This is a genomic window from Parabacteroides sp. AF27-14, assembly GCF_003635425.1.
GTDB classification, from domain to species: domain Bacteria; phylum Bacteroidota; class Bacteroidia; order Bacteroidales; family Tannerellaceae; genus Parabacteroides; species Parabacteroides distasonis.
Map to the genome: position 1 here is coordinate 12,714 of NZ_QTLZ01000015.1, position 25,623 is coordinate 38,336.

Here is a 25,623-nt window from a genome sequence, read left to right on the forward strand (position 1 = left end):
AGCTTCTTACGTGCGCAGCTCATGAGTAGGCTTATTGTATGGAATTAAAGCTTCTCGGCTTAACTAAAACGGATAGATTAATGGAAGAGCCGTGCAGTACTTATCTCAGCTTGTACCGATTGAAATGAGGCCCTGCCTTGAACAAGAAGAAAAACGTAGACAATACCGTAAGGCAAGCGCCAGACAAGTAGGCGTAGTTGAAGCCACCCAGCTCTTGTGCGATGCTGCCCCCGGCCATCAACCCGATACCGATACCTACATCCCAACTCGTTAGATATGTAGAAGTGGCCGTACCCCGCTGGTTATTGGGTGCCAGATTCACGAAAAGCGTGTTGAAAGCAGGGAACATGGTTCCGAACGCCACGCCTTGCGAGAGGGCTATACCTATGTAGAGATAAGAGGAAAATACCGGATTCCAATGCATCAACTCCTTGAGTGCCGCGAGAAGAAAGAATGTGGCCGCCGCCAAATACATCCCGAGGGAGATAACAAGCGTGATCCGTCCTTTATCCACTTGCCGTCCGGAGAACAGGCGGGAGACGGCTAGTCCCAGGGCCATAAAGGTGAAATAAAGTCCGGAGTTTACGCTGATCCCGATCTCAGCGGCGTACATCGCTACATAAGTGGTAGTCATACCATAAGGAATGGAGAGTAATAATAGGGAGATACCCGCCCAAGTTCCCTTCACCAAGAAAAAGCGGTCTAGGGAGATCGGTTCTCGTTTGACCGGTTGCTTATAAGGAGTCTTGACCATATAGGCCATGATAAAACCAAGGCTTCCGGATAGCAACGAGCAGGAAAAGATCACGTCGTATGTGAAGTTCCCTTGCATGAACAGACCGATCATCGGGCCGAAACTCATGGCGATGTTATTGGCTAGGCCGTAATAGCCAATACCTTCCCCACGGCGGGAGGAGGGCAAGATATCGATCAGTATCGTATTTCCGGCCACCGTCACCATGCCAAAGGCGAAACCGTGTACGACGCGTAAGGCGATAAAGAGGGTAAGCGCCGTGGCTACCATGTATCCGCCAAATATGGCGGTGAAAATGAAATAAGCCACCAGATATAAGGGACGGCGGGCGAAAGTATCCAGTAAATATCCGGCGAACGGACGGATACAGAGCGCCGCTAGCGTATAGTACGACAAGATAAACCCGATCATAGACTTCCCGATCATGAATTCTTCCTTCAGATAAAAAGGCAAGATCGGCAGGATTAGATAGAAAGCGAAAAAAAGCAGGAAATTCGCCGCTAGTATATAGCAAAAGCTGGGTGTGACGATCTTATCATTATTCATAAAGCCGCTTATTTATCAAGACGCAAAATTAGTTGATTTTTCACAATAGTATCCCCTAAACGACCTAATAATTATAAACGGTAGCGGATCGCTACCAGAAACTCCCGGGGACGGATACGTACCCATGAGGTATAGCTTTCCAACGATGCGTATCGTGTGTATGCGTAGGTACGTTTGTCGAACAGGTTTGTCGCCGTGGCGGTGATTTGCCAACGCCCGGATTTCCATGAGACCGAGAAGTCCGCGAAAACGGCGTTGACGGATTGGTCTTCATTCACGTCATTGTGGTAATGATCTACGGAAAGACTTGCTTCTATAGGTGAGAAAATGTAGGAGAGTTGTACTTGTTGGATGACGTTCCATAAGGGCGCCAAACGGGTACGTTCTCCTATTTTACTTCCTCCGTACCGGATATCGGTTTGGTAACTGGTTTCCCAATGGCGGTTGGGAGTCCAGATCACTTTGGGCTCTAGGCGCATGAGGCGATATTGATAAGGAAGCCTTTGTCCCCCGCTGATTTGCTCGGCCTTGCTGATATTGAGGAGCGCCATGAGCGAGGTCTTTAGCCCTAGATCGTAAAAGCCTTTGGATAGCGTGCTTTTGACGGTATAGCCGGAACCGTGGTTGGACAGCGGTAAGGAGACTCGTTGTACCTGCCCGTTCTCTATACGTTGCTCGTATATACGATTGTACCACTCCCGGTTGTGTGTCAGGTTTACCGTGGCGAAGAATTCCCGTGCCGTACTCTTGTATTCCCCATAAACGGAATAAAGCTGTTGTCTGTAAACCGGGAGGATTCCGCAATTCCAGACGCTATTCCGGTAATCCGTTTGATAAGGCCGGTCGTATAAGTCGGTCATCTCTCCGTATCTTTCCTTATAGGAGGCGTGTACCGTGAAACGCCATGCGTAATTCAGTTTGTAGATAATGGACAGGGACGGATTAACCGAGATGCGGGAGAAACCGACCCCTGTATATCCGGTCCATCTGAGAGGGGCGCTGAGGGATAGGGTCCATTTATAGGTATTCCATTGGTAATCGGGTGAGAGATAAGTTTGCAGGCTTTTCTCGATATTGCTGATCTCCCCGTTTATGCCCACCGTATATCGCTGGGTGAGGGAACCGCTCTTTTTCAGGAATGAGAAGGAATTATCGGTATAAAAGTCGCGTAAGTTCATCGGATAAGGGTGGTTATCCAAGCGAAGATCGGCCGCGTTGCTGTGGTAACGGAGCAAAGACTGGACTTCCAACGTGTATTTGTCCAAGCTCCACAGGCTCCGTAAATTATTACGCAAGTCGAGGTTCGGGGTTTTGATGCGTTGGTTCAATGCTGTACGGCCGGTGGAAGCCATGTTTCCGGTTATATGGGAAAGGCTGGATTGCCAATCTCCGGTGGCTGAGGACTGGTTCTTGAGATACCTTTCCTGCGAGTTGTTTTCCACTCCGATATTTAGGTTGGCTTGATCCGAGCGAATGCGGCTATCGCTTTGCTCCGTTAGATGAATCGTATCCTCGGATTGGTAATAAGTCGTCTCACTCCCCCTTTCCTGTGTTTGCCGGTCGTGGATATAACCGGCGTTTATACGGAGTTGGGTGTTCTCGTTCAGTTTATATAGGCGATTTGCGGATAGGCTGTGTATATGGTTGAACAGCCAGCGCTCTTTCTTTAGCGGGGCGGAGAATGAGGGCTGTAGCAGAAATTGGGGAACCTTGGGCTCGGATAAACGGGATTCGGGTGATTCGGTAAGCGTATTTTGCTCGTCCGATACATCCTGCCCGGTATTATTCCCTTTATATAGATAAGCGGATTGGCTGCTGCGGCTGATCTGCAAGGCGTCAGCGGCTCCTTTCCATAAGAACGGGGATGCGCCGAGACCGCCTTCGGCATTGATCAGCCAGCGATCCCGGAATTCCGGTCTCAGCTTGAGGTTCAACGCTACGTCTTCGGTCTTGATCTTTCTCTGTAACACACGGATCGGTTGGTGGTTCTCCATCACTTGTATGTTCTGTACGGCGTCGGCTCGCAGGTTCTCGCTGATTTGCTTGTATTTCCCGTTGGTGAGATCCAGTCCCTCCACATAGAAATTACGGATCTCTTTCCCGTTGTAAGAGATCTTCCCCAGATCATCGATATCGATACCCGGAAGTTTCCGTAATACGTCCTTGATGGATTGATCCTTTGGGGAGAGAAAGCGAGTGACATCATAATTGATCGTATCTTGCCGCCCCCAGACACGTCCCGGACGGATTTCCACCTCCTTTAGGCTGAATACCTGCGGCTCCATCTCAAAACGAAGCGTTTGTCCGGCATGTACGGCTTGTTGCTGGGTTTGGTACCCTAAGAGCGAGACGGAGACGCTCTTAAGACCTTCCGCTTTTAATCTCCGTGAGTTGGTGGAGAAGGTGGTACGCCTAACCAATATCCCCGCCGGGAAAAAAGTCTCTTTCTCGACGGCCTTTCCCCCGGATATGCCGGATCTGACGGCCGATCCGGTACATGTGGCGAATGTCTTGTCTAACTTGATAGAGAACGCGATCAAATATTCGGGAGAGGAAGTGGATATCGATATCGTAGTGCTTTGGAATCAGCAAAGGGTGGAATTGACCGTTTCGGATAATGGCTTCGGTATCGCTCCGGATGAGCGGCGAAAGGTGTTCGATAAATTTTACCGTTCGTCTCATCTGCCGGATAAGCAAATTCCGGGTATTGGGTTGGGATTGAGCTACGTTCGCCAAATAGTAGAGGCGCATCATGGCTCTGTATCCCTGCGAAGTGAATTAGGTGAAGGCACTCGAATTACTATAAATCTACCGACTACAGCCTTATGAAATCGACATTGAAAATACTTTTCGCTGACGATGACCTTAAGTATTCCCTCGTCTTGAAGCGATTCTTGGAACGGGAGGGGTATGAGGTGACTTATACCGGCAATGGTACCATGGCTTTGGAGCAATTCCCGGTCGTGAAACCGGATCTGGTCTTGCTGGATATCAACATGCCCGGCCTAAACGGTTTCGAGGTAGCGGAAAAGATCCGTGAGCAAGACCGCCATGTCTTGATCTTTTTCCTTTCCGACCGTTCCGATAAGAACGACCGTTTGAAAGGTTTTAGCTTGCGCGGAAACGATTACTTGGCGAAACCCTTCTATCCGGAAGAGCTGATCGCCCGTATCAAGGACCGTTTTGAGATCGGTGTCCATGAAAACGTGCAGGAGGAGAGCTTCCATTTCGGAAACACGACCTTCAACTATACCACGAATGAGATCCGTACGGGCAATAACAAGGTATTGATCACTTCCCGCCAAGCGGATCTTCTGCGAATCCTGGCGACAAACCTGAATCTGGCGGTGGATCGTGACCTTCTGTTGGAAACCGTCTGGGGAACTAGCTCATACGCCAACTCCCTGGCCTTGAATGTGCAGGTCACCTATCTCCGTAAAGCGCTTCATAACGATCCGTCTACCGGCATCGTATCCTTGCCGAAGAAAGGATATATGCTAAGAGGATAGAATTTATCCGGTAGAATTGGGTTTCTGATCCGTAAGCATTATCTTTGTCCCACAAAGTATTCACAGAAAGAAAATGAATCATATATGAACTTCAGCGAACAATGTTTCCGCATTTTTGAGCAAGCTACGGAGGCTTATCATGTAACTGATAATGTAGATGCTACAGTGCATAATCCCTATGCGGTAAAGAGCATCGAGTTTTATCTTTATCTTAAGAACTGGATCGATGCCGTACAATGGCATTTGGAGGACATTATCCGGAATCCGGAGATCGACCCGGTGGAAGCGCTGGCTATCAAACGCCGCATCGACAAGTCGAATCAAGATCGTACGGATTTGGTAGAGTTGATCGATAGTTTCTTTCTGGATAAATACAAGAACGTGAAAGTCTTGCCGGATGCTACGATCAATACGGAAAGCCCGGCTTGGGCGATCGATCGTCTCTCTATCCTTACGCTAAAGATCTATCATATGCGTGAGGAGGCAAACCGTCCGGATGCTACTGCCGAGCATAAGGCTCGTTGTGAGCAGAAACTGGCGGTGCTGATGGAGCAGAAGAAGGATTTGTCGATGGCTTTGGATCAATTGCTATCCGATATCCGTGACGGTAAGAAATACATGAAGGTCTACAAGCAAATGAAGATGTACAACGACCCGGCCTTGAATCCTGTGTTGTACGGTAAGAAATAATGGCAAATATATTAGTAATACGACTTTCGGCTATTGGGGATGTGGCGATGACCGTTCCCGTTATCTATTCCGCAGCCAAGGCGAATCCTACGGACTCGTTTACCGTGTTGACGCAAGCGTTCTTGATCCCGGTCTTTATCAACCGCCCGAAGAACGTGAACGTGATCGGCATCAATACGAAGAGCACGGAGAAAACGTTGGCGGGGTTGCTTCGTTTTGCCTCTGCCTTGGTAAAATATGATTTCGACGTGGTTCTGGATTTGCATGACGTATTGCGGACCATGATCATCCGTACGCTGTTCCGCTTGAACGGCAGACGGGTGTTTGTCGTGGATAAGGCCCGGAAAGATCGTGCCCGGTTGACCGACGCAAAGCATAAACGATTTAAACAACTTCGCCCGGTGATCGAACGTTACGCAGATGTGTTCCGCAACGCCGGACTTCATTATACGGAATCGTTCACCTCGCTTTATGAGACCTCGACCCCTGATTTATCCGCCTTGGAACCCCTTGTGGGAACGAAGACGGGCAAATGGATCGGTATCGCCCCCTTCGCCAAGCACCGGGGAAAGATTTATCCGACCGGGGAGATGGAGCTGGTCATGGCCGAGCTTTCCGATCGAGAGGATTTTACCATCTTCCTGTTCGGTGGTCGTGGCTACGAGGAGGCGCTCTTGGATCAATGGGCTTTTGAGTATCCCCGGGTAAAAAGCGTGGCGGGCAAGTATTCCTTGGATCAGGAACTGGCCTTGATCAGCCGGTTGGATCTGTTGATTTGCATGGATTCCGCCAATATGCATTTCGCTTCCTTGGTCGGTACACGGGTAATTTCTGTTTGGGGCGCTACCCATCCCTATGCCGGATTTTACGGATATCATCAGGATCCGGAAGATTGTATCCAGCTGGATTTACCTTGTCGTCCTTGTTCCGTATTCGGCCAAAAGCCCTGCCTGCGGAAGGATTGGGCGTGTATGAAACAGCTCAATCCGGACCTAATCATAAACAAGGTATTAACCTCTTTAAATGAAACGATTTCGGATGCAGGAGGTCATTAACCCGGCGTATAGGCGATTCGAGGATTTTGTAAGGCGTGTACCTCGTATATTTTCAGAAGAGGGAAAAACGATTTATAAGGCGAGGAATGAGATCAAGGTTTTTGAGGTAGATGGTGTGGAACTGAATGTCAAGCGATATAGAGTCCCCCACTTGATAAACCGTGTTATTTATCGTTTTTTCCGTCAGCCTAAGGCCGTGCGAGCCTATGAGTACGCTCTGCGTTTAGTCGCCAAGGGTTTTGAGACTCCTGCCCCGATCGCTTATATCCTTTTTAGGAAGAAAGGGTTTTTGGAATATAGTTATTTTATCAGTCTGCAATCCAGCTATAAGACATTGTATAAAGTCGGACAGCGTCCGGTAGAGGAGAACGAGGATATTTTCCGTGCGTTAGGTACTTATATGGCAAAGTTGCATGAGGCGGAGGTTTATCATGCCGATTTCTCTCCCGGAAATGTATTGTACGATCGTACGGAGGAAGGGGTTAAGTTCTCCTTGATCGATATAAACCGGATGCACTTCGGGCCTGTCTCGCTAAAACGAGGATGCGCGAATTTCTCCCGCTTGTGGGGACGGGAAGCCGCTTTTCATTTAATGGCGGAGACCTATGCCGAGAGCCGGCATTTTGATGAAGCGGAATGCCTTCGTTGGATATTATATTATCGAAATCGTTTCTGGAAGAAATATGCGTTGAAGCATGAGATTGAATTTGAATTATAGACTTTTATGAAAATACAAATACTCCGGTTCTGCTTAGTTGTTAGTTGTCTTTTGACCTATGTATCTCCGGTTAAGGCGTTAGAATGGTGGGAAAAGGTAGAGTATCTGACTTACTCGCCCCGTTATTTCGGGCCAAATGCCTTTCCGATTCCCGAGTTGGTAGGAGGAAGCCTGTCCAGCCGTTGGGAAGTGGAGCTTCGGGGGGAATATCATAAGACGCGAGGCGATCAGACGAAAGATATCTTTGCCCGTTTGTACATTCCTGTCGTAAAGGGACGTGTAGGGGTGAATGTCAGTTGGGTATTCCAAGAATGGTATGAGATGTCGCCGGAAGTGCGGGATGAGCGTTATGCGGTAGAACTGAAATCCCCGATTGTTTGCCGGGGCGACGTGATCTTTAATTTTTATTTCCAAGCTCTCCGGAGCGAGAAGTGGATGGATATCGTGGTAAGCGCCAACCTGAAAACCGCCAGTGGCGGACGCTTGTGCGACGCTCGTTATACGGATGCGGCCTCTTATTGGTTCGACGCCAATCTGGGACGTACGTTGTGGAAGCGGAAAGATGTAAACGCTTCGATCCGTGTGCAAGCTTTAGCGGGTTTTTATTGTTGGATGACGAACGATGTCGTGAATCGTCAGAACGACGCTTTCTGTTATGGGGCAGGTGTGTTAGGAACCTATCGGGGGTTCTCGTTGGATTGTAATTATGCCGGTTTCCGGGGATATCGGGATAATGGGGATAAGCCGATGATCCTACGGACAAAGCTAAATTATGAGCTTAAGAAAAATATCCTGTCCTTCCAATATAAACATGGAATGAAGGACCATCTTTATGATAGCTATTCATTAGCTTATATCCGTTGTTTCTGAATCTGTAAATAATCTATGCTTTCTTGATCGACCTGAATAACGTGGCGAAGCCATCTGTATAAGCCTTTACGCTGAAATCTTGGATGATATGCTCACGTGAGGCCTTGGCGAACGCTTCCAATCGCTCCGGGTTATCGATAAGCGAGCGGATAGACGCCGCCATTTTTTGAGGAGAAGAAGGCGGCACTAACAATCCGGTGACTCCGTCTATGATTAAGTCTCTTGCTCCCGGTATGTTTGTTACGATACAAGGAACGGAACAAGCCATAGCCTCCCGCACGACTCTCGGGGAGGCATCCCGGTGCGAGGGAAGTATAAACAACTGGGACGTGACCAGAAAAGAGATGGCGTCGGAACGCTGTCCCAGAAAATGAATTTGTGCGCTTACCTTCGACTGTTGGGCTAATTGGAAATCATTTTCCCCATATTCTCCCACGATTGTAAGATGTACCCGTGGATCATCCAATAAGATAAACGCATGAATCAAATCGGTTAAGCCTTTGAACGGCCTGTTCTTCGTCGCTCCGATATAGATGCAACGAAAGGCGTCGTCCGGAATATCGTCTGCTTGTTTGGGCGTACGGACTGCCTCCTTGATCCAATCGATATCAAATGGCTTTGTGCTGGTCGTTAGTCTTTTTCGTGCGATGAATCGGGAGAGATATTCCTCGATATCTTTGGTCTCGCATACGACATGCTCCACGGCGGGATTTAATATGCCTAGATAATAGGTCGGATCGAACCGCTTCAATTTAGCCTGCGTGCCTCGGTATGCGATATTCTTCGCCCGTGTGCCTATGGAGGCGAATAAAGCGTTTGATAAACCGGAACTACTTGGTGAGTAGATAAGGTCGATCCGATAAGTCTTGATGATTTCGCGCAGGGCACGAATAACGTTCCAGTTGAACTTCGAGGTAATGACCGGCAGATCCAAGGGTGTACAATTCCCATAGATCTTTTTGTCGGTATACGATTGGGGGGAAGCGATATAGATGTTGAAGTCCTCAAGCTTGGACAATCCTTCCAGCATTTTGTAGGTCGCTATGTCGGCTTCTTTATAGACTAAAAGTATATTCATTGTGTATGGATAAAATGGATTTGCTAAGATCGTGAGATATTCTCGTATACTCGCATGAAATGAGCCGCTAATACGTCGGGCATGAATCGCCGTATATTCTCTCGTCCGCCGGAACGCATGGATTCGGCCAGCTTCGGCTCGTTCAATACGGACTCTATCAAGCCGCGCAGTTCTTGCTCATTTCTCGGATCGGTATATAGAGCGGACGATCCGCCCGCCTCTTCCAGACAAGAACCGGTAGCCGCTATCACCGGAATACCGGCAAGCTGGGCTTCTAATATCGGGATACCGAATCCTTCGAAAAACGAGGGATATACAAATAAGGTCGCCATCTGATAGAAAGCGGCTAATTCGTTAAAAGGTATATGGGTCAAGATACGGACGCGACCGGACAGGTTGTTTTCCCGGATATAGGTCTCTACCGTATCCGTATAAGGCGTATGCTTACCGATAGCGATCACGGAGATATCTTCTTTCAGGGCTTTCAGGGCTTTTACCAGAAGCAATAAATTCTTCCGTTCCTCGATGCTCCCTACATATAATATATAAGGCCCGTTTATCTGATATTTCTCGCGTACGGACGATTTCACGTCTTCTTGAACCGCTTGCCCGAATATCGGGTCACAACCTTGGTAAACAACCTCGATCTTGCTTTCCGGAATGTGGAAGAAGTCCCGGATGTCTCGCATCGTCTGCCTGCTGATCGCTATGATCTTGTCCGATCGTAAACAAGCTTGCTTGAATTTGTAGGTATAGATGGAACGATCGATCGGTTTATAAAGCTGCGGGTAACGCAAGAAGATCAAGTCATGTATCGTTACGACCGCTGGGATTCCGTTCTGTTTTAGATTCATAGGAATCTCATTACTCAAGCCATGGAACAGATCTACGTGCTCTTTTCGAAGCGTAGTCGTTAGACCGGAGGTACGCCATAAAGACGGAAATAGTTTATCGAACCTGCCTTCCGGATAATGGAATGAGACACTTGGACGCTCCTCGATCCGTTTCCGTAACGCCTCTTTGCCTTTGCCCGGCGTATAGAGTTGATAGATATGCTCCGGGAAAGAAGTGGACAAACTATTCACTACGAACCGGCTATAATTACCCAGTCCGGTAGCGTTATGCGTAATCCGTTTTGCGTCGAAAGCGATCTTCATAGGCTTGAATTCGATATATTGGGCAAATATACGATATAATTTTAATTACCTTTACCTCATTTCCTTCCGAAATCCGCCGGGATCTCCCCCCATACGGATGTTTCCCATTTGAGGATCTGGGTGGTATAGGTATGGGTGTTCAACCATTTCTCGGCCCGCTCGATGAGGTCGAAGATAGGTTCGTTGATCGGTTTACGTGCTAATAGGGTTTTGCATTTCTTTTTCTTGACCCAGCTGATGGCGTTGCGGCTATCCGAATAGATCGGCAGGTCGCTTCCCTTTTGCTGTAGCAAGGCGAGGCCGTGTACTAAGGCGAGGAATTCCCCGACATTGTTCGTGCCCTCCTTCAGCGGGCCGATATGGAAGATCTCTTGCCCGGTAGCGGTATAAACGCCTCTGTACTCCATATCCCCGGGATTACCGCTACAGGCGGCGTCTACGGCAAGACTCTCATTGATGGGGTTCCCGATCGGGGCTTCCGGCGCGAGACGGGCCACGGCTTTCGGGGAAGAGACGGTCTTTAGGTAATGGGTATAGCCGGCCTCGAAGGCTTTGGCGGCTTCCTCCCGGTTCTCGAAGGATTTATATTTGGCTCCCTCTTGTCCGTCTACCTGTGCCTTGCATTCCGCCCAGTTATCATAGATTCCCGGGTTCAAACCTTTCCATACGACATAAAACTTATTCTTGGCCATGGCTCTTACTCAAGATTTCTTGTGAGAATTGCGTATAGGTACCGAACGGCGCTCTTTTATCCTTGAAGAAACGGATCAAGGCATCCAGCCTTCTTTCCATGCCGCAACCGGAATGGTTGGTCATGATAAACGGTAACTTTAGCTCTTTCCGATCACTTAAGGAGGTGAACTCCCACGGATGGAAATAGGTCAGGAAATAACCGTCCTCTTTCCACGTCCAAAGCGCCAGCTTACGGTACAAGGTGGCCGGAAGGTTATGGTAAGCCAGCCAAAACAAGGGGAAACGGACGATCGGGGTCACCGAGGCGGGCAGTTGCAATACGCCCGCTTTCATGAAATAGGTACGGGGCTGCCCCAGATGGTTGTAACGGCCGGGAATGCAAGTCGGGTTCAAGGACGAGTTGTATAGATAACCGGCCTTATGGATCTCTTCTTCTTCGACGGGCATCATGCGGGCCATACGGAAACCGTTCACCGGTTGTCCGGTCAGTTCCTCCAACGCCTCTTTGGACTTGCGTAGATCGGCGGTCTCGAACGACGAGTGATAAAAACCATGCGAAGCGATCTCATGTCCACCCTTTTGGATGTCCAAGATCAAATCCTTTGCGTGAAGGGCGAAGTTCGCCGTGCAAAAGAAAGTCGCTTTTACCCGGTGACGGGCCAGACATGCCAGTATCTTCCGGGTTCCTTCTACGGAAGTACGCATTTGTTCCTCGAACGGCAATTCCACGCCGTGTTCCAATGGAGCGTCAAACTCCTCGATATCAAAACTAAGTAATATCATGTATGTCAATTAATCTCTATGAAATAAGATGGATAAGAAGTTCAACGCTTCCCGCCGCAGGACCTTGAATCCCATATCGGATACCGCCAGTCCTTCTTTGATGTTCGCGTTGATCGTCCGTAAGTTTATCTCTTTCCGGCGACTTGCCTTATAGATAAATTCCGTATCGAATAGGAAGCTATTGATACGGGTCGTCAGGAATATCGCCTGTCCCGCTTGGCTGAATCCCTTCATGCCCCCTTGCGTATCCTTGATCTTGATCCGCAAGACCCATGTATTGCATATGTGGGACAGTTTGGATAACATTTGCCGGAAAGGAGGTAGATTATCCTGATAACTTTTGCCGCGGGTAGCCACGACTACGTCCGCTCCTCCTAGCAACGCCTCGACCATCCTGCCGAATGAGTCGTTTGTATATGGAAAATCGTAGTCCGTATAAATAATGTAAGGAGAGGTACATCGCTTTACCGCCTCTCGCAAGGCATATCCTTTTCCCCGGTTGGGCTTATAGTCCACGACGCAGACATCCGGTATCAATTGCCGGAGGCGGTCGATCGTTTCCGGCTCGTATCCCCGTCTCGAACCATCACTGACAATAAAAAGGTGGAAACGTACCGGGCTGAATAATCGCTCCACTTCGCGGAAATGGGTGGCTACTCGTTCCTCCCAGCCCGAAGGCGGGTTGTAACAAGGTAATACCAAATCTATGTCTGCTCGTGCGTTCATTCCATTTATACCTTTACCGGATTATAACTCCTCGTACACATCTCAAATGTCAGCTTTAGCCAGATCAGCATACAAGGCAACGCTTTTAACGCATACGGGTATACATAATGCACTCGTATGTATTTCGGGAAAAGATCGGACGGAGACATGCTGGTCAATATAAAGGCGAAGACCATCAAGACAATATCCAATGTCGAACGTTTCCACGGTACAGCCGTATACCAAATAGCGACTCCGATAAACGCTATGATATAGGTACTGGACTCGCTACCCGTGCTGAACAGTACGACAAACATCAACACCGAGGCCAATAACGTTTTCCGGAAAGCCTCATATTTATATTGACTGATGCGTAGATAAGGCAGGCCGAATAATAGTAATCCCCCTATTATCAGATAAATGTCCGAGTAACTGACCGATCCCGATATCTTACGAACCATTCCCAAGAAGGAAATGTTCTGCATGAGCGCGAATAAGTTCTCCGAATTTTTTCCGGATAAGTCCTCGAACCAACCGGTATATTGGGACATTATATAATCCGGCCCGGACAATATCATCGGGGCTACGACCATGACGACCGCCCATCCTACGCAAGATAGGCTGAACTTCATCTTATGGCGAGAGAAAAAGAAGAACGCCAATCCCGTGATCCCATACAATTTAGTAAAGGTACCCAACATGATCACGAAAGCGGCCCATACGTCTTTCTCTTTCTCTATCAATACGTAAGCGAGGACAATGATAGCGGCGATACTGATATTGAATTGCGACATGAAAAGCGAGGTAAGCAACTCGTGGGCACAGAACCAATAGATAAAGATACGTTCCCGCTTGATCCCCGGCAGCATCTTGATCGCCCAGAATAAGAAAAGGCTCTGTGCCACCGACCAAGTAAGCAATCCCAACCATAACGGTGTAACGGCGAATGGAGCGATGACCAAGCTAAATACCGGCCCGTAGTGAAAAATATCGTTGTATTCTTCCGGATAGGCGGCATAGAGCGGCAATTCATTCAACGTATGCCAAAAGGATTGCCTGAAGATCGAGAAGTTATTATATTTCCCGGGGAAATACTTGGTAATCCATGCGATAACCCCCAGCAATGCCCATAGCCCCATTAAGGTACTATATTTGCTGAAAAATGGCTTATGGATGATTGTATTGAACTTATCTATAAATTTCATCATCGAATCTACATCTGTCTACGGGGCAAAATTACATAAAAACGGTGACTTTTATGCGAGTTAAATAAAAATACTATTTTTGCGTCCAAAACTGGTAAGAGATTATTTATGAATGAAATGTTGAGATACACGATCATTCGTGTAATTCTGTTTGTAATGGGAGGCTTTCTTGTTCTTGGATGTTCGGATGAAGATGATGTGGGTAATAGTGGAGGAACGAGTAAATATGGTTTGATACGGATGGCGGAGGAGGATTATGATTCGTCGAATACTTCTTACATCCTTCAGGATGAGGAACCGGACGAGGTTCTTTTCGATTCGTCAAAGCGAAAATTCAAGGTGAATGAGCCTTTGCAGGTGTCAGTTACCGGGCAGAAGGAGTTGATGCTTCGTTTCTATTCTCCTAGAGCTATCCATAATGTGATTGTCTGGGCTACGGTTGAGGGTTATGAGGATGAGGTACGGTTTGCGGAGTTTACTACGGTTTTACCTTTTCAGGAGTTTAAAATGAAGTTGCCTTTTCTAGAACGGGCGAAGGTTTATTATACACGTTCCGGCGAGGAGGTTACCATAGATGCCCATCCGGATATCGTGGCCGAGAATATAAGTTTGCGGGTTGAATGTGGAGATCCGGTCTATCAAGGAATGATAAACGTGAAACCTAAGTGGGATATTTGGTTTGGTAAATATTCTGGTTCGAACTGGGGCAACTTTAGGCCACATCTGGCTCGTGAGGCGGTTGCCCTTTCCTTGAATATGGCCGCGATGTTTTCTTCCTCGCTTTTTGATGAGGAACTGGAGAAGTGGCGTGGCAAGCTGATAAATAACGAGCAAATCGTGGATATAGATGTGTTGAAGAAACAGATCACGAATCATGGCGGGTTGTGTTATGGACGCGTGGTGAATGTTGTCGGTCTGGGTGGAGGAAATACCTTTGGGCTAGGTGAATATGTCTATCTGACCCATTATGCCGACGATGCCAATGGTTCTGACACGCCGTATCATGAGCTGGCACACTGCTTGGGGTATGGGCATAGTGGGAATATGACGTACTATCCGGCGGAAGGCGGTTTCCCTACAATTTGTATGAAGGTTTACTCACAGCTTTCCGTGAGCAAGAATTTACCGGTTTATTCCCGCCGTTTCTTGCATACCCGGAGGAATAAGAATCTGGTAGAGAATAAAAACGTGTATACTTCCTCGAAATACATTATCGATGATCCGGAATTGGATGCCATAGATGGCGGGCTTGGGCTTGCTCCGATGGAGACGGATAGGGCTGGTGATGAGGGTTCTCCTCTCTCATTTACACTTTCTGTCTTGGATATTCCCGGTGCCACTGTGGAAACTTTTCATCCGAAAGCGGTCCATCTTTATGGGAATACGCTATATGTAGCAAATGACGCTCCGGGACATTATAGTTTGGAGGTCTTTGATGTATCTTCCGGTAATGTGCGTCATGTGAAAAGTATGGTTGAGTGGATGAACGGAGATAAGAAAGAGACCTTTGCGGGGGAGCCAAACGGCGTGACTCGCTCGTATGGGAAAATATATGTCACGAATACGGGAAGCCGTACGGATGTGTTTGATGCGGAAACGTATGAGTTCATTACTTGTATCGGTACGGGTACTTGGGGTGAGGGTGGTTATCAGACCGTTCATGCGTTTGATGTGACGGCTAGTCAAGGGGCTGTCTTTATCCGGGATAAACGGAAACTGGTAGTTGTCTTGGAGCAAGATGTACAGCCCGGTTCCGCTGCTCGGGTACCTATATATAGCCGTAGCGTAAATTTACAAGAGGCAATGGGTACTTATGCGGTAGCGGCACGAAATGATGGCTTTTTATATGTGACGGCCCAGAATAAAAATATGATCTATTTATTCGATCCTGCGGACATTCGGGCAGGGGACACGGGCTTTGCGCCGTATCTGGTGACATTGGGATTTGAAAAGTCTCCCCAGTCGATAGCGTTTGTAGGGGATCGTTTGTTTGTTACGCTTCGTGTCGATGATAAACGGTCGGAGCTATGGGAGATCAGCCCTAAGAACGGAAAATTATTGCAGGACTTTACAGATTCGATGGTCTATCCCGAGAAAATAGCCGGTGCTCGTCATACTTTATTGGTAGTGGATCGTGCGACCCAGACAGTAAAAGCCATTGGCCTATGATTTTTTTATTGATTCTTAGGAATAAAGAAGATGGAGTTCCCGGAAAAAGTTTACATTTGCGAAAACTATTATAATAACGTATGAAACGTGTTTTTTTGGTCGGATATATGGGAGCGGGCAAGACAACGGTGGGAAAAGAGCTTGCCAAGCTCGCCGGTCTTTCGTTCATAGATCTTGATTACTATATCGAAGGGCGTTATCATAAGGCCGTTTCGCAGATATTCGCCGAGAGAGGGGAGGAGGCTTTCCGAGAGATAGAACGGAATATGCTTCACGAGGTCGCTGAGTTTGAGGACGTGCTGATCTCCACGGGAGGAGGCGCTCCTTGCTTTTTCGATAACATGGAGTTTATGAACGCTTCTGGCACGACGGTTTACTTAAAGGTGTCAGTCGAGGAGCTGGCGAAGCGTCTGGAGTTGTGCAAACATACCCGTCCGGTGTTGAAAGGACGTTCCGGGGAGGAACTGAGGGCGTTTATCGCCGAGAGTCTGGAGAAAAGGAATCCGTTTTATACGAAGGCGTCCATAACGTTTGATGCCGAGAAGATGTTAACAGAATCTGATGTACATGACATATCGAACGCGTTAATGAAAATCCTATAGCATATGGAAGCGAACGACGGCCGGCAGGCACAGGGGGCCTATATCCCGCAGGAATTATTGAAAGAGATCAGCAAGGTGAATAACCGTTTGCTTATCGGTATTCCTCGTGAACGATGCGAGGCGGAAAAACGTTTGCCGTTGACTCCGGAGGCAGTGGATATGCTGACCGATTGCGGTCACCGGGTGCTGGTGGAAAGTGGCGCCGGATTAGGCATCAACTATTCCGATAATCATTTCTCGGAGGCGGGGGCGGAGATTGTCGATACGCCCGCGGAAGTTTTCCAAGCGGATCTGATCTTGAAGATATTGCCTCCGTTGCCGGTGGAAATCGCGCTTATGAGACCTCGCACGACCGTTTTCTCATTGGTGCAGTTTAATTTATTCGCTCAAGAGGCTTTCGAGTTGATGATGGCGAAACGGATTACCGCTATCTCTTATGAGTTGATGGCGGATGAATATAATCGTTTCCCGGTGCTGAATGTCACTTCCGAGATCGAGGGGGCGGCTTCCATAACGATCGCTTCCGAGCTGTTGAGCAATACCCAAGGAGGTAAAGGGATCTTATTAGGCGGTATCCCGGGCGTATCCCCTACGGAAGTGGTGATCATCGGGGCCGGAAACGCCGGGACCGTGGCCGCGCGTGCCGCATTGGCCTTGGGAGCATCCGTGAAAGTATTCGATGATGATATCAATAAATTGCGTATAATACAACAGGTCTTGGGGCAAGGGCTTTTTACTTCCACGTTCCATCCGAATGTGCTGCATAACGCGTTTCGTAGCGCTGACGTGGTGATCGGGGCGATGCGTTATATTAATACGAGACATCGCTATATTATCGCTACGGACTTGGTGCGTACGATGAAAAAGGGAGCTTTGGTGATCGATCTGAGGGTAAGCCAAGGCGGTTGCTTTGAGACGACATGCTGCTTGTCGAGGGAAGATCCCGCGGTGTTCGAGCAATATGGGGTATTACATTATTGTAAACTGAATATCAGCAACCGGGTGGCTCGTACTACCTCGATGGCTTATAGTAATATATTCGTGCCTTTATTATTGTCGTTGGGCGACGCCGGTTCCGTGCAAGGAATGATCAAATCGGATAAGGGCTTTAGGGCGGGAGTATATATGTATTACGGGAAGACAGTGAATAGTTATGTGTCTAATCATTTTAATCTATCATCTAATAATCTTGATCTATACCTCTCTGCTTTTTGATGCGGAAAAGTTTTGAACTCGCAAAGTTTATGCTTTACTTTGCGGACGATCTAAATACCAATAAGCGATAAAGCTAATAAAGTATATTATGGCAGAACAGACAAAAGTTAAGACGCTGGAGAAGGTTGTAATTCGTTTCTCGGGAGACTCGGGAGATGGTATGCAGTTAACCGGTACAATCTTTTCAAACCTGTCCGCGGTTTTCGGGAACGAGATTTCTACATTCCCAGACTATCCGGCAGAAGTACGTGCTCCACAAGGAACACTAAGTGGTGTATCTGGATTCCAAGTGCACTTGGGATCGCGCAAGATCTTCACACCCGGTGATAAGGCCGACGTATTGGTGGCCATGAATCCCGCCGCGCTAAAGGTGAACGTAAAACACCTAAAACCCAATGCGATTGTTTTAATCGACACGGACTCTTTCAAGAAAAGTGATTTGGATAAGGCCTTGTTTACGACCGATGATCCGTTTACTGAGCTGGGATTGACTGGCGTGCAGGTTGTTGCCGCTCCGATCTCTACGATGGTAAAAGACGGATTGGTTGAGTTTGGCTTGGACAATAAATCGGCTCTTCGCTGTAAGAATATGTTCGCCTTAGGACTTGTTTGCTGGTTGTTCGAGCGTCCGCTGGAGGAGGCTATGCACATGTTGCAGAATAAGTTCGCTAAGAAACCGGTTATCGCCCAAGCTAATATCAAGGCTTTGACGGACGGTTATAATTATGGTAATAATATCCATGCCTCGGTTTCTACGTATCGTATCGAGAGTAAGAAAGCCGAGCCCGGATTCTATACGGACGTGAATGGTAATAAGGCTACTTCCTATGGTTTGATAGCCGCTGCCGAGAAAGCTGGTTTGCAGTTGTTCTTGGGTAGTTACCCGATCACTCCGGCTACTGATATTTTACATGAATTATCTAAACGTAAGGATTTAGGCGTTATCACGGTTCAGGCCGAGGATGAGATCGCCGGTATCTGTACTTCTATCGGAGCTAGTTTCGCCGGTTGCTTGGCGGCTACGTCTACTTCCGGACCGGGTCTTGCCTTGAAGAGCGAGGCGATCGGTTTGGCTGTAATCGCCGAGTTGCCTTTGGTGATTATCGATGTTCAGCGTGGCGGTCCTTCTACGGGCTTGCCGACGAAGAGCGAGCAAACGGACTTGATGCAGGCTCTGTATGGCCGTAATGGTGAGAGCCCTGCCGTGGTAATAGCGGCCTCTACGCCGACTGATTGTTTTGATGCCGCATTTTGGGCGGGTAAGTTGGCCGTGGAGCATATGACTCCGGTTATCTTGTTGACCGATGCCTTTATCGCTAACGGTTCTTCCGCTTGGAGAATTCCGGAAATGGATAAATATCCGGAGATTAAGCCGAATTACGTAGCTAATTATCAAGACGAGAAAGTTTGGAAGGCGTATCGTCGTAACAAGGAAAGCTTGGTTCGTTACTGGGCGATTCCGGGAACGGAAGGTTTCGCTCATCGTCTGGGCGGTCTGGAGAAAGACTACGAGACGAGCGCAATCTCTACCGATCCGGCTAACCACCAGAAGATGGTGACGACCCGTCAGGCTAAGATCGATAAGATCGCCGACTATATCCCCGAACTGGAAGTGATCGGAGATGAGGACGCTGATTTATTGATCGTTGGTTGGGGTGGAACCTACGGACACCTTTACGAGGCGATGGAGACGATGCAGGAGAATGGCAAGAAGGTGGCTTTCGCTCACTTCAAGTTTATCAACCCGCTGCCTAAGAATACGGCTGAGGTTCTTTCTAAGTATAAGAAAGTGGTGGTGGCTGAGCAAAATAACGGCCAGTTCGCTAACTATTTACGTGGAAAGGTACCCGGATTTAACCCGTATCGCTTCAATCGTGTAAAGGGACAACCTTTTGTCGTTGCGAGATTAGTTGAGGAATTCACTAAAATATTGGAGGCTTAAAAGATGACAACAGAAGAAACTAAATTTCAACCGAAAGATTATAAAAGCGACCAGTACGTACGTTGGTGCCCGGGTTGTGGCGACCATGCGGTACTGAATTGCCTGCATAAGGCTATGGCCGAGGTAGGAGTGGCTCCTCACAATATGGCAGTTATCTCAGGTATCGGCTGTTCTTCCCGCTTACCTTATTATATGAATACGTATGGCTTCCATACGATCCATGGTCGTGGAGCGGCTATCGCTACCGGCGTAAAGACGGCTCGCCCGGACTTGAGCGTATGGTTGATTACGGGTGATGGCGACTGCTTGGCTATCGGCGGTAATCATTTTATCCACGCTGTCCGTCGTAATATCGACTTGAATATCGTTCTTTTCAACAATAAGATCTATGGTTTGACGAAGGGGCAGTATTCCCCGACATCCGACCGTGGTTTCGTATCCAAGAGCTCTCCGTATGGAACGGTGGAAGATCCGTTTGTGCCGGCTGAGTTGGCATTGGGTGCCCGTGGTAATTTCTTCGCCCGCTCGATCGATGTGGATTTGAAGAATACGACCGAGGTATTGACGGCTTCCGCCCGTCATAAAGGCGCTTCCGTTACGGAAGTGTTGGTAAACTGCGTGATCTTTAATGATGGTATCCATAAGGGGATCGTTGATAAGGCATACCGTGCGGATCGTACGATTTTCCTTCGCCATGGCGAGAAAATGGTTTACGGCGCTAACATGGATAAAGGCCTTGTGCTAGACGGCCTAAAACTGAAATCCGTAACGATCGGACAAGATGGTTATACGATGGATGACGTATTGGTACACGACGCCCATGAGAAGGATAACACCTTGCATATGATGCTTGCCATGATGAGCGGTGATATGCCAATCGCGTTAGGCGTAATACGAGATGTGGAGGGACCGACCTATGATGAGGCTGTCCACCAGCAAATCGAGGAGGTACAAGCGAAGAATCCTACACGTAAATTACACGACCTTTTGATGAAAGGTGAGATTTGGGAGGTAAAGTAATATATTTCTGATTGGATATAAGAGAAGGCGCAAGATATTTATCCTGCGCCTTTCTTATATTTATACGCTGGATTTGTTTGTGCGGAAAAAAGTATATATCTTTGTTTCAGTCACAATAAAAGCGAATACCTATGATGACAACTTCGGAAATAGTTGAGATGCTAGCTAAAAGTATATGATTTGTAAACTCCATATTACAAATAGACTAAGGGTTTTGTTAATTGCATGGAAAAGAGTAATTATTACTGAAAAATTTCCTTAATAAGCTGTGTACGATAAAAAAAAATATTACTTTTGTACCGCGGTTAACAAGGTGGAGTCGCAGCAAGCTCCAAAAGGTCGGAAAGACTCACCGTATCGAACTAGAGTAGAGAGAAAAGTTATATAAAGTCAATCATTTAAATTAAATTCAAGATGGCTAATTTAGATTTAAGCAAGTACGGAATTGTTGATGTGAAAGAAATCGTTCACAATCCGTCTTATGATGTTCTGTTCGCAGAAGAAACTAAACCGAGTTTGGAAGGCTTCGAGAAAGGCCAAGTAACTGAGCTAGGTGCTGTAAACGTGATGACTGGTATTTATACAGGTCGTTCTCCTAAAGATAAATTTTTCGTAAAGAATGAAGCCAGCGAAGATTCTGTATGGTGGACTTCTGATGAATATAAGAATGATAACAAGCCTTGTTCTGAGGCTGCTTGGGCAGACTTGAAGGCTAAAGCCGTAAAAGAATTGTCTGGCAAACGTTTGTTCGTTGTCGATACATTCTGTGGCGCTAACGAGGCTACTCGTTTGAAAGTACGTTTCATCATGGAGGTTGCTTGGCAAGCTCACTTCGTAACTAATATGTTCATCCGTCCGACAGCTGAGGAATTGGCTAACTACGGCGAACCTGATTTCGTTTCTTTCAACGCAGCTAAGGCTAAAGTTGACAACTACAAAGAATTAGGCTTGAACTCTGAGACTGCTACTGTTTTCAACTTGAAGACTAAAGAGCAAGTTATCTTGAATACTTGGTACGGTGGTGAGATGAAGAAGGGTATCTTCTCTATCATGAACTACTTGAACCCGTTGCGTGGTATCGCTTCTATGCACTGCTCCGCTAACACGGATAAAGAGGGCAAGAGCTCAGCTATCTTCTTCGGTTTGTCTGGTACTGGTAAGACTACTTTGTCTACGGACCCGAAACGTTTGTTGATCGGTGACGATGAGCACGGATGGGATAACGAAGGTGTATTCAACTACGAGGGTGGTTGCTACGCTAAGGTTATCAACTTGGATAAAGAGAGCGAGCCGGATATCTACAACGCTATCAAACGTGATGCTCTTCTTGAGAACGTAACAGTTGCCGCTGATGGTAAGATCGATTTCGCTGATAAGTCAGTTACAGAGAACACTCGTGTTTCTTATCCGATCTATCACATCGAGAACATCGTTAAGCCGGTTTCTAAAGGCCCGCACGCAAAACAAGTTATCTTCTTGTCTGCTGACGCATTCGGTGTATTGCCTCCAGTATCTATCTTGACTCCGGAGCAAACTCAATACTACTTCTTGTCTGGATTTACCGCTAAATTAGCAGGTACAGAGCGTGGTATCACGGAACCGACTCCTACATTCTCCGCTTGTTTCGGTGCTGCTTTCTTGTCATTGCACCCGACAAAATACGGCGAAGAGTTGGTTAAGAAGATGGAAATGACTGGCGCTAAGGCTTACTTGGTGAACACCGGTTGGAACGGTAGCGGCAAACGTATCTCTATCAAAGATACAAGAGGTATCATCGACGCTATCCTTGATGGTTCTATCAACGAGGCTCCGACAAAGAAGATCCCGTATTTCGACTTCGAGGTTCCGACTGCATTACCGGGCGTAGATCCGAAGATCTTAGATCCTCGCGATACCTATGCTGATCCTGCTCAATGGGATGAGAAAGCGAAGGATTTGGCTGCTCGCTTCCAGAAGAACTTCGCTAAGTTCACGGGCAACGAAGCTGGTAAGGCATTGGTTGCTGCTGGTCCTCAGTTATAATTGCTTAAAAAACCTTGATCAAAAAAGGTCAAGGTTTAAAAATATCTTTATAAAAAAGCGTGGAATTACTAATTCTGCGCTTTTTTTATGATAACTGCGTTAATTTTATTATAAATGTGAAGTAGTTTTAAAAAATATTCCTACCTTTAGACCGGATTATCTGTTATAAGAAGAGCTTAAAAAGGAGTAATGATAAAAAAACTGGCACTTATTATTGGCTTTATAATTTGTTTGTCATCTTGTGGCAAGGATTATGTCTATCGGATTGAAGGGGAACTTTCTAATCTGGAAGATCAAACCGTATATGCTGTATTTGAGAAGGATAATTATAAAGTGGTTGATACAGTGGCTTGTACGAAACCCGGGCAGTTCCAGATCGATCAAAATGAAGCGGGTTTCCATTGTGTGACTATCTTCTTTGCGGATAAAGAGCATTGGGTTACGGCTTATCTGGAACCGGGAGAAACCGTGAAAATCACGGGCGACGCTAACTCTCCATTGCTATTGCAGGTAAAGGGGGGACGGACAAATGATAAGTTGACCGCTTTTAAGAAGAAAATCGCTCCTTTATTGACGGAATTGACAAATTTATCAAATTCTTTAAATAGCAAGGATTTGAACGATACGATCGAGGAGACGGATATCGCCGCTCGTTTGGCGAATGTTAATATGCAATTGAGCGAGGAAGCGATCCGGTACGTGAAAGAGAACCCGAATGAAGAGGCATCCGTTGTCTTGATTCAATCTTTTTTCTCAGATCCCGATGATACTCGTAAAATTGATGAGTTGTTGGCGTTATTGAATCCAAGGTTGAAAGACTTTTATCTGGTAAAGGAGCTGGAGCAATATAGCGCCCGTGCGAAACGTACGGCTTTGGGTGCGGAAGCCCCAGATTTCTCCGTAAGGAATATTTATGGGAATACGGTAAGTTTGGATTCTTTCCCGCAGAAGTATTTATTACTGACGTTTACCGCTCCTTGGTGTGATATGTGCCAGACAGAGGATCTATATCTGGATAAGGTAGCGATGAAATATCCGAAAGATCAGTTGGATATTCTTTTGGTTAGCTTGGACGATAATCCGGATAATGTCCGGGATGTACTGAAGAAGGATAGTATAGCGTGGAACCTGGTAACAGATTCGGCCGGACAAGCGGCTATGTTGATAGATCTGTATAACGTAAGCGTATTGCCACGCTGTTTCTTGATAGATGAGGATCATAAGATCTTGATGAAAACAGAGAATGGAATCGAGATCAAGCAAACACTGGAGAACTTGTTCGAAGACTGAGCGATTGAAAACAGGAGATTCCGGTTTTAATTTGTAATTAGTAACTCAAAATTCTTAACTATGTTAGTAAAATCTTATGCCGCTGCCGTGCAGGGGATTTCCGCTACGGTCGTTACCGTAGAAGTGAACTGTTCCAAAGGTATCCAATTCTTTTTAGTCGGTCTTCCGGACGTGGCTGTTCGTGAGAGCCATGAACGCATTATCTCGGCTCTTCAAGTATGTGGTTATAAATTCCCCCGTAATCGTATCGTTATTAATATGGCTCCCGCAGATATCCGTAAGGAAGGGTCTTCTTATGATCTGCCTTTGGCGATCGGTATTCTGGCGGCGGCAGAGCAGATAGATTCATCCAACTTATCCAAATTCGTATTGATGGGCGAGCTTTCTATGGACGGGAGCCTCCAACCGATAAAAGGGGCATTGCCTATTGCTATCAAGGCTAGGGAAGAAGGCTTTAAGGGCTTTATCTTACCCAAGCAAAACGCTTGTGAGGCTGCGGTGGTGAACGATCTGGAAGTGTATGGAGCTTCGAATATCAAAGAGGTGCTGGAGTTTATGGAGGGTAAACCTACATTGCGGCCTACGGTTATTGATACCCGTAAGGAGTTTTACGACCGCCAGCAATTGTTTGATTGCGATTTCTCCGATGTCCGGGGACAAGAGAACGTGAAGCGTGCGATGGAGGTGGCCGCAGCCGGCGGACATAATCTGATCATGGTAGGCCCTCCCGGAAGTGGCAAGTCCATGTTGGCGAAGCGTCTCCCCACGATCTTGCCCCCTTTTACCTTGCATGAGTCCTTGGAAACAACTAAAATCCATTCCGTAGCCGGTAAGATAGGAGGTGGCACCTCCTTGATGGTACAACGTCCTTTTCGCTCTCCCCATCATACGATCTCTAATGTCGCTATGGTAGGAGGTGGCACTTTCCCGCAGCCGGGAGAGATCAGCTTGGCTCATAATGGTGTCCTTTTTTTGGATGAGTTGCCGGAATTTAACAGGAGTGTCTTGGAAGTCATGCGGCAGCCATTGGAAGATCGAGTGATCAATATCTCCCGTGCCCGTTTCACGGTGGAATATCCGGCCGGCTTTATGCTTGTGGCCTCCATGAATCCTTGTCCCTGCGGCTACTACAACCATCCGGACCGTCCTTGCCTCTGTTCTCCCGGAGCCGTCCAGAAATATATGAACCGCATTTCCGGCCCTTTATTGGACCGTATCGATATCCAGATAGAGATTGTCCCTGTCCCTTTCGAGAAGATTTCCGAGCAACAGCCCTCAGAGCCTAGTATCGCTATCCGTGAGCGGGTCATAAAAGCCCGTGCGATCCAGGAAAGGCGTTTTGCCGCTTATGAGGGTATTTATTGCAACGCCCAGATGAACTCCAAGCTACTCCATCAGTACGCCGTTCCCGACGCTTCCGGCCTCTCCATCCTCAAAACCGCCATGCAACGTCTCTGCCTCTCCGCTCGTGCCTATGACCGTATCCTGAAAGTCTCCCGCACGATAGCGGACTTGGATAATTCGGAACATATCGAAGTTCGGCATTTGGCGGAGGCGATACAGTATAGGAGTTTGGATAGGGAGAATTGGGGGATGTGAG

22 protein-coding genes are annotated in these 25,623 nt (G+C 47.3%); 14 read left to right on the top strand and 8 right to left on the bottom strand.

Annotation, left to right across the window (positions count from 1 at the left end; translation table 11 throughout):
- Nucleotides 1-100 precede the first annotated feature (100 nt).
- Nucleotides 101-1,300: an MFS transporter gene (locus DWY79_RS14795; protein ID WP_122369591.1), complete on the bottom strand. Its 1,200-nt coding sequence runs from the start codon at nucleotides 1,298-1,300 to the stop codon at nucleotides 101-103.
- A 71-nt stretch (nucleotides 1,301-1,371) separates the two neighbouring features.
- Nucleotides 1,372-3,720 carry a TonB-dependent receptor gene (locus DWY79_RS14800; RefSeq protein WP_233563991.1) on the bottom strand — a complete coding sequence of 783 codons (2,349 nt, stop codon included), beginning with the start codon at nucleotides 3,718-3,720 and terminating at the stop codon, nucleotides 1,372-1,374.
- On the opposite strand from DWY79_RS14800, the gene DWY79_RS14805 reads away from it, so the two are divergent.
- The 6 genes from DWY79_RS14805 (at nucleotide 3,695) to DWY79_RS14830 (ending at nucleotide 8,142) form a co-directional block, all read left to right on the top strand.
- On the top strand, nucleotides 3,695-4,129 hold the full coding sequence (locus DWY79_RS14805; protein ID WP_232428613.1) for a sensor histidine kinase KdpD: 435 nt from the start codon (nucleotides 3,695-3,697) through the stop codon (nucleotides 4,127-4,129). The genes DWY79_RS14800 and DWY79_RS14805 overlap by 26 nt on opposite strands.
- A complete protein-coding gene (locus DWY79_RS14810; RefSeq protein WP_005864037.1) occupies nucleotides 4,126-4,809 on the top strand; it encodes a response regulator transcription factor in 684 nt (227 codons plus the stop codon). Before DWY79_RS14805 ends, DWY79_RS14810 begins: the two co-directional genes overlap by 4 nt.
- A gap of 84 nt (nucleotides 4,810-4,893) precedes the next feature.
- The gene (locus DWY79_RS14815) at nucleotides 4,894-5,499 is read left to right on the top strand and encodes a DUF4254 domain-containing protein (protein ID WP_005860709.1); all 606 of its coding nucleotides are present in this window, start codon (nucleotides 4,894-4,896) and stop codon (nucleotides 5,497-5,499) included.
- On the top strand, nucleotides 5,499-6,554 hold the full coding sequence (locus tag DWY79_RS14820) for a glycosyltransferase family 9 protein (RefSeq protein WP_122369593.1): 1,056 nt from the start codon (nucleotides 5,499-5,501) through the stop codon (nucleotides 6,552-6,554). The genes DWY79_RS14815 and DWY79_RS14820 overlap by 1 nt, the downstream gene beginning before the upstream one ends.
- Nucleotides 6,538-7,272, top strand: a complete 735-nt coding sequence (locus DWY79_RS14825) for a lipopolysaccharide kinase InaA family protein (RefSeq protein ID WP_122369595.1) — start codon at nucleotides 6,538-6,540, stop codon at nucleotides 7,270-7,272. Before DWY79_RS14820 ends, DWY79_RS14825 begins: the two co-directional genes overlap by 17 nt.
- A gap of 6 nt (nucleotides 7,273-7,278) precedes the next feature.
- Nucleotides 7,279-8,142: a hypothetical protein gene (locus DWY79_RS14830; protein WP_122369597.1), complete on the top strand. Its 864-nt coding sequence runs from the start codon at nucleotides 7,279-7,281 to the stop codon at nucleotides 8,140-8,142.
- A gap of 13 nt (nucleotides 8,143-8,155) precedes the next feature.
- Here DWY79_RS14830 and DWY79_RS14835 read toward each other — a convergent pair whose 3' ends face one another.
- The 6 genes from DWY79_RS14835 to DWY79_RS14860 are packed head-to-tail and all read right to left on the bottom strand — an operon-like array spanning nucleotide 8,156 to nucleotide 13,766.
- The gene (locus tag DWY79_RS14835; RefSeq protein ID WP_122369599.1) at nucleotides 8,156-9,220 is read right to left on the bottom strand and encodes a glycosyltransferase; all 1,065 of its coding nucleotides are present in this window, start codon (nucleotides 9,218-9,220) and stop codon (nucleotides 8,156-8,158) included.
- Nucleotides 9,221-9,243: 23 nt separating this feature from the next.
- Nucleotides 9,244-10,377: a glycosyltransferase family 1 protein gene (locus DWY79_RS14840; RefSeq protein ID WP_005864045.1), complete on the bottom strand. Its 1,134-nt coding sequence runs from the start codon at nucleotides 10,375-10,377 to the stop codon at nucleotides 9,244-9,246.
- Nucleotides 10,378-10,433: 56 nt separating this feature from the next.
- Nucleotides 10,434-11,069, bottom strand: coding sequence for a viroplasmin family protein (locus DWY79_RS14845; RefSeq protein WP_122369601.1), 636 nt, complete (start codon nucleotides 11,067-11,069; stop codon nucleotides 10,434-10,436).
- On the bottom strand, nucleotides 11,056-11,853 hold the full coding sequence (locus tag DWY79_RS14850) for a polysaccharide deacetylase family protein (RefSeq protein WP_122369603.1): 798 nt from the start codon (nucleotides 11,851-11,853) through the stop codon (nucleotides 11,056-11,058). Before DWY79_RS14850 ends, DWY79_RS14845 begins: the two co-directional genes overlap by 14 nt.
- 9 nt (nucleotides 11,854-11,862) lie before the next feature.
- On the bottom strand, nucleotides 11,863-12,579 hold the full coding sequence (locus DWY79_RS14855) for a glycosyltransferase family 2 protein (RefSeq protein ID WP_005864051.1): 717 nt from the start codon (nucleotides 12,577-12,579) through the stop codon (nucleotides 11,863-11,865).
- A gap of 5 nt (nucleotides 12,580-12,584) precedes the next feature.
- Nucleotides 12,585-13,766 carry a glycosyltransferase family 87 protein gene (locus tag DWY79_RS14860; RefSeq protein ID WP_122369605.1) on the bottom strand — a complete coding sequence of 394 codons (1,182 nt, stop codon included), beginning with the start codon at nucleotides 13,764-13,766 and terminating at the stop codon, nucleotides 12,585-12,587.
- A gap of 105 nt (nucleotides 13,767-13,871) precedes the next feature.
- On the opposite strand from DWY79_RS14860, the gene DWY79_RS14865 reads away from it, so the two are divergent.
- From DWY79_RS14865 to DWY79_RS14900, 8 genes are all read left to right on the top strand, one after another.
- Nucleotides 13,872-15,932, top strand: coding sequence for a hypothetical protein (locus tag DWY79_RS14865; protein WP_122369607.1), 2,061 nt, complete (start codon nucleotides 13,872-13,874; stop codon nucleotides 15,930-15,932).
- A gap of 80 nt (nucleotides 15,933-16,012) precedes the next feature.
- Complete coding sequence (locus DWY79_RS14870; RefSeq protein ID WP_005860724.1) at nucleotides 16,013-16,534, top strand: shikimate kinase; 522 nt, start codon at nucleotides 16,013-16,015, stop codon at nucleotides 16,532-16,534.
- Nucleotides 16,535-16,537: 3 nt separating this feature from the next.
- On the top strand, nucleotides 16,538-17,749 hold the full coding sequence (locus DWY79_RS14875; protein WP_005860726.1) for an alanine dehydrogenase: 1,212 nt from the start codon (nucleotides 16,538-16,540) through the stop codon (nucleotides 17,747-17,749).
- A gap of 88 nt (nucleotides 17,750-17,837) precedes the next feature.
- On the top strand, nucleotides 17,838-19,691 hold the full coding sequence (locus DWY79_RS14880) for a 2-oxoacid:acceptor oxidoreductase subunit alpha (protein ID WP_048928484.1): 1,854 nt from the start codon (nucleotides 17,838-17,840) through the stop codon (nucleotides 19,689-19,691).
- A 3-nt stretch (nucleotides 19,692-19,694) separates the two neighbouring features.
- Nucleotides 19,695-20,711: a 2-oxoacid:ferredoxin oxidoreductase subunit beta gene (locus DWY79_RS14885; RefSeq protein ID WP_005864059.1), complete on the top strand. Its 1,017-nt coding sequence runs from the start codon at nucleotides 19,695-19,697 to the stop codon at nucleotides 20,709-20,711.
- A 414-nt stretch (nucleotides 20,712-21,125) separates the two neighbouring features.
- Entirely contained in the window at nucleotides 21,126-22,733 is a 1,608-nt protein-coding gene (gene pckA / locus DWY79_RS14890; protein ID WP_005860732.1) for a phosphoenolpyruvate carboxykinase (ATP), read from the top strand.
- 189 nt (nucleotides 22,734-22,922) lie between these two features.
- Nucleotides 22,923-24,023 (top strand): TlpA disulfide reductase family protein, encoded by a 1,101-nt coding sequence (locus DWY79_RS14895; protein ID WP_005860735.1) that lies wholly within the window; start codon nucleotides 22,923-22,925, stop codon nucleotides 24,021-24,023.
- Nucleotides 24,024-24,083: 60 nt separating this feature from the next.
- Nucleotides 24,084-25,622 (top strand): YifB family Mg chelatase-like AAA ATPase, encoded by a 1,539-nt coding sequence (locus DWY79_RS14900; RefSeq protein WP_009276655.1) that lies wholly within the window; start codon nucleotides 24,084-24,086, stop codon nucleotides 25,620-25,622.
- The last annotated feature ends 1 nt before the right edge of the window (nucleotide 25,623 follow it).

Excerpts from the sequence above, each read along its gene's own strand:
- DWY79_RS14825 (WP_122369595.1), top strand. The coding sequence starts at position 6,538 with ATGCAGGAGGTCATTAACCCGGCGTATAGGCGATTCGAGGATTTTGTA.
- DWY79_RS14895 (WP_005860735.1), top strand. The coding sequence starts at position 22,923 with ATGATAAAAAAACTGGCACTTATTATTGGCTTTATAATTTGTTTGTCA.
- DWY79_RS14820 (WP_122369593.1), top strand. The coding sequence starts at position 5,499 with ATGGCAAATATATTAGTAATACGACTTTCGGCTATTGGGGATGTGGCG.
- DWY79_RS14880 (WP_048928484.1), top strand. The coding sequence starts at position 17,838 with ATGGCAGAACAGACAAAAGTTAAGACGCTGGAGAAGGTTGTAATTCGT.
- DWY79_RS14870 (WP_005860724.1), top strand. The coding sequence starts at position 16,013 with ATGAAACGTGTTTTTTTGGTCGGATATATGGGAGCGGGCAAGACAACG.
- DWY79_RS14865 (WP_122369607.1), top strand. The coding sequence starts at position 13,872 with ATGAATGAAATGTTGAGATACACGATCATTCGTGTAATTCTGTTTGTA.
- pckA (WP_005860732.1), top strand. The coding sequence starts at position 21,126 with ATGGCTAATTTAGATTTAAGCAAGTACGGAATTGTTGATGTGAAAGAA.
- DWY79_RS14845 (WP_122369601.1), bottom strand. The coding sequence starts at position 11,069 with ATGGCCAAGAATAAGTTTTATGTCGTATGGAAAGGTTTGAACCCGGGA.
- DWY79_RS14885 (WP_005864059.1), top strand. The coding sequence starts at position 19,695 with ATGACAACAGAAGAAACTAAATTTCAACCGAAAGATTATAAAAGCGAC.
- DWY79_RS14855 (WP_005864051.1), bottom strand. The coding sequence starts at position 12,579 with ATGAACGCACGAGCAGACATAGATTTGGTATTACCTTGTTACAACCCG.
- DWY79_RS14795 (WP_122369591.1), bottom strand. The coding sequence starts at position 1,300 with ATGAATAATGATAAGATCGTCACACCCAGCTTTTGCTATATACTAGCG.
- DWY79_RS14875 (WP_005860726.1), top strand. The coding sequence starts at position 16,538 with ATGGAAGCGAACGACGGCCGGCAGGCACAGGGGGCCTATATCCCGCAG.
- DWY79_RS14850 (WP_122369603.1), bottom strand. The coding sequence starts at position 11,853 with ATGATATTACTTAGTTTTGATATCGAGGAGTTTGACGCTCCATTGGAA.
- DWY79_RS14815 (WP_005860709.1), top strand. The coding sequence starts at position 4,894 with ATGAACTTCAGCGAACAATGTTTCCGCATTTTTGAGCAAGCTACGGAG.
- DWY79_RS14830 (WP_122369597.1), top strand. The coding sequence starts at position 7,279 with ATGAAAATACAAATACTCCGGTTCTGCTTAGTTGTTAGTTGTCTTTTG.
- DWY79_RS14835 (WP_122369599.1), bottom strand. The coding sequence starts at position 9,220 with ATGAATATACTTTTAGTCTATAAAGAAGCCGACATAGCGACCTACAAA.
- DWY79_RS14810 (WP_005864037.1), top strand. The coding sequence starts at position 4,126 with ATGAAATCGACATTGAAAATACTTTTCGCTGACGATGACCTTAAGTAT.
- DWY79_RS14840 (WP_005864045.1), bottom strand. The coding sequence starts at position 10,377 with ATGAAGATCGCTTTCGACGCAAAACGGATTACGCATAACGCTACCGGA.
- DWY79_RS14860 (WP_122369605.1), bottom strand. The coding sequence starts at position 13,766 with ATGATGAAATTTATAGATAAGTTCAATACAATCATCCATAAGCCATTT.
- DWY79_RS14900 (WP_009276655.1), top strand. The coding sequence starts at position 24,084 with ATGTTAGTAAAATCTTATGCCGCTGCCGTGCAGGGGATTTCCGCTACG.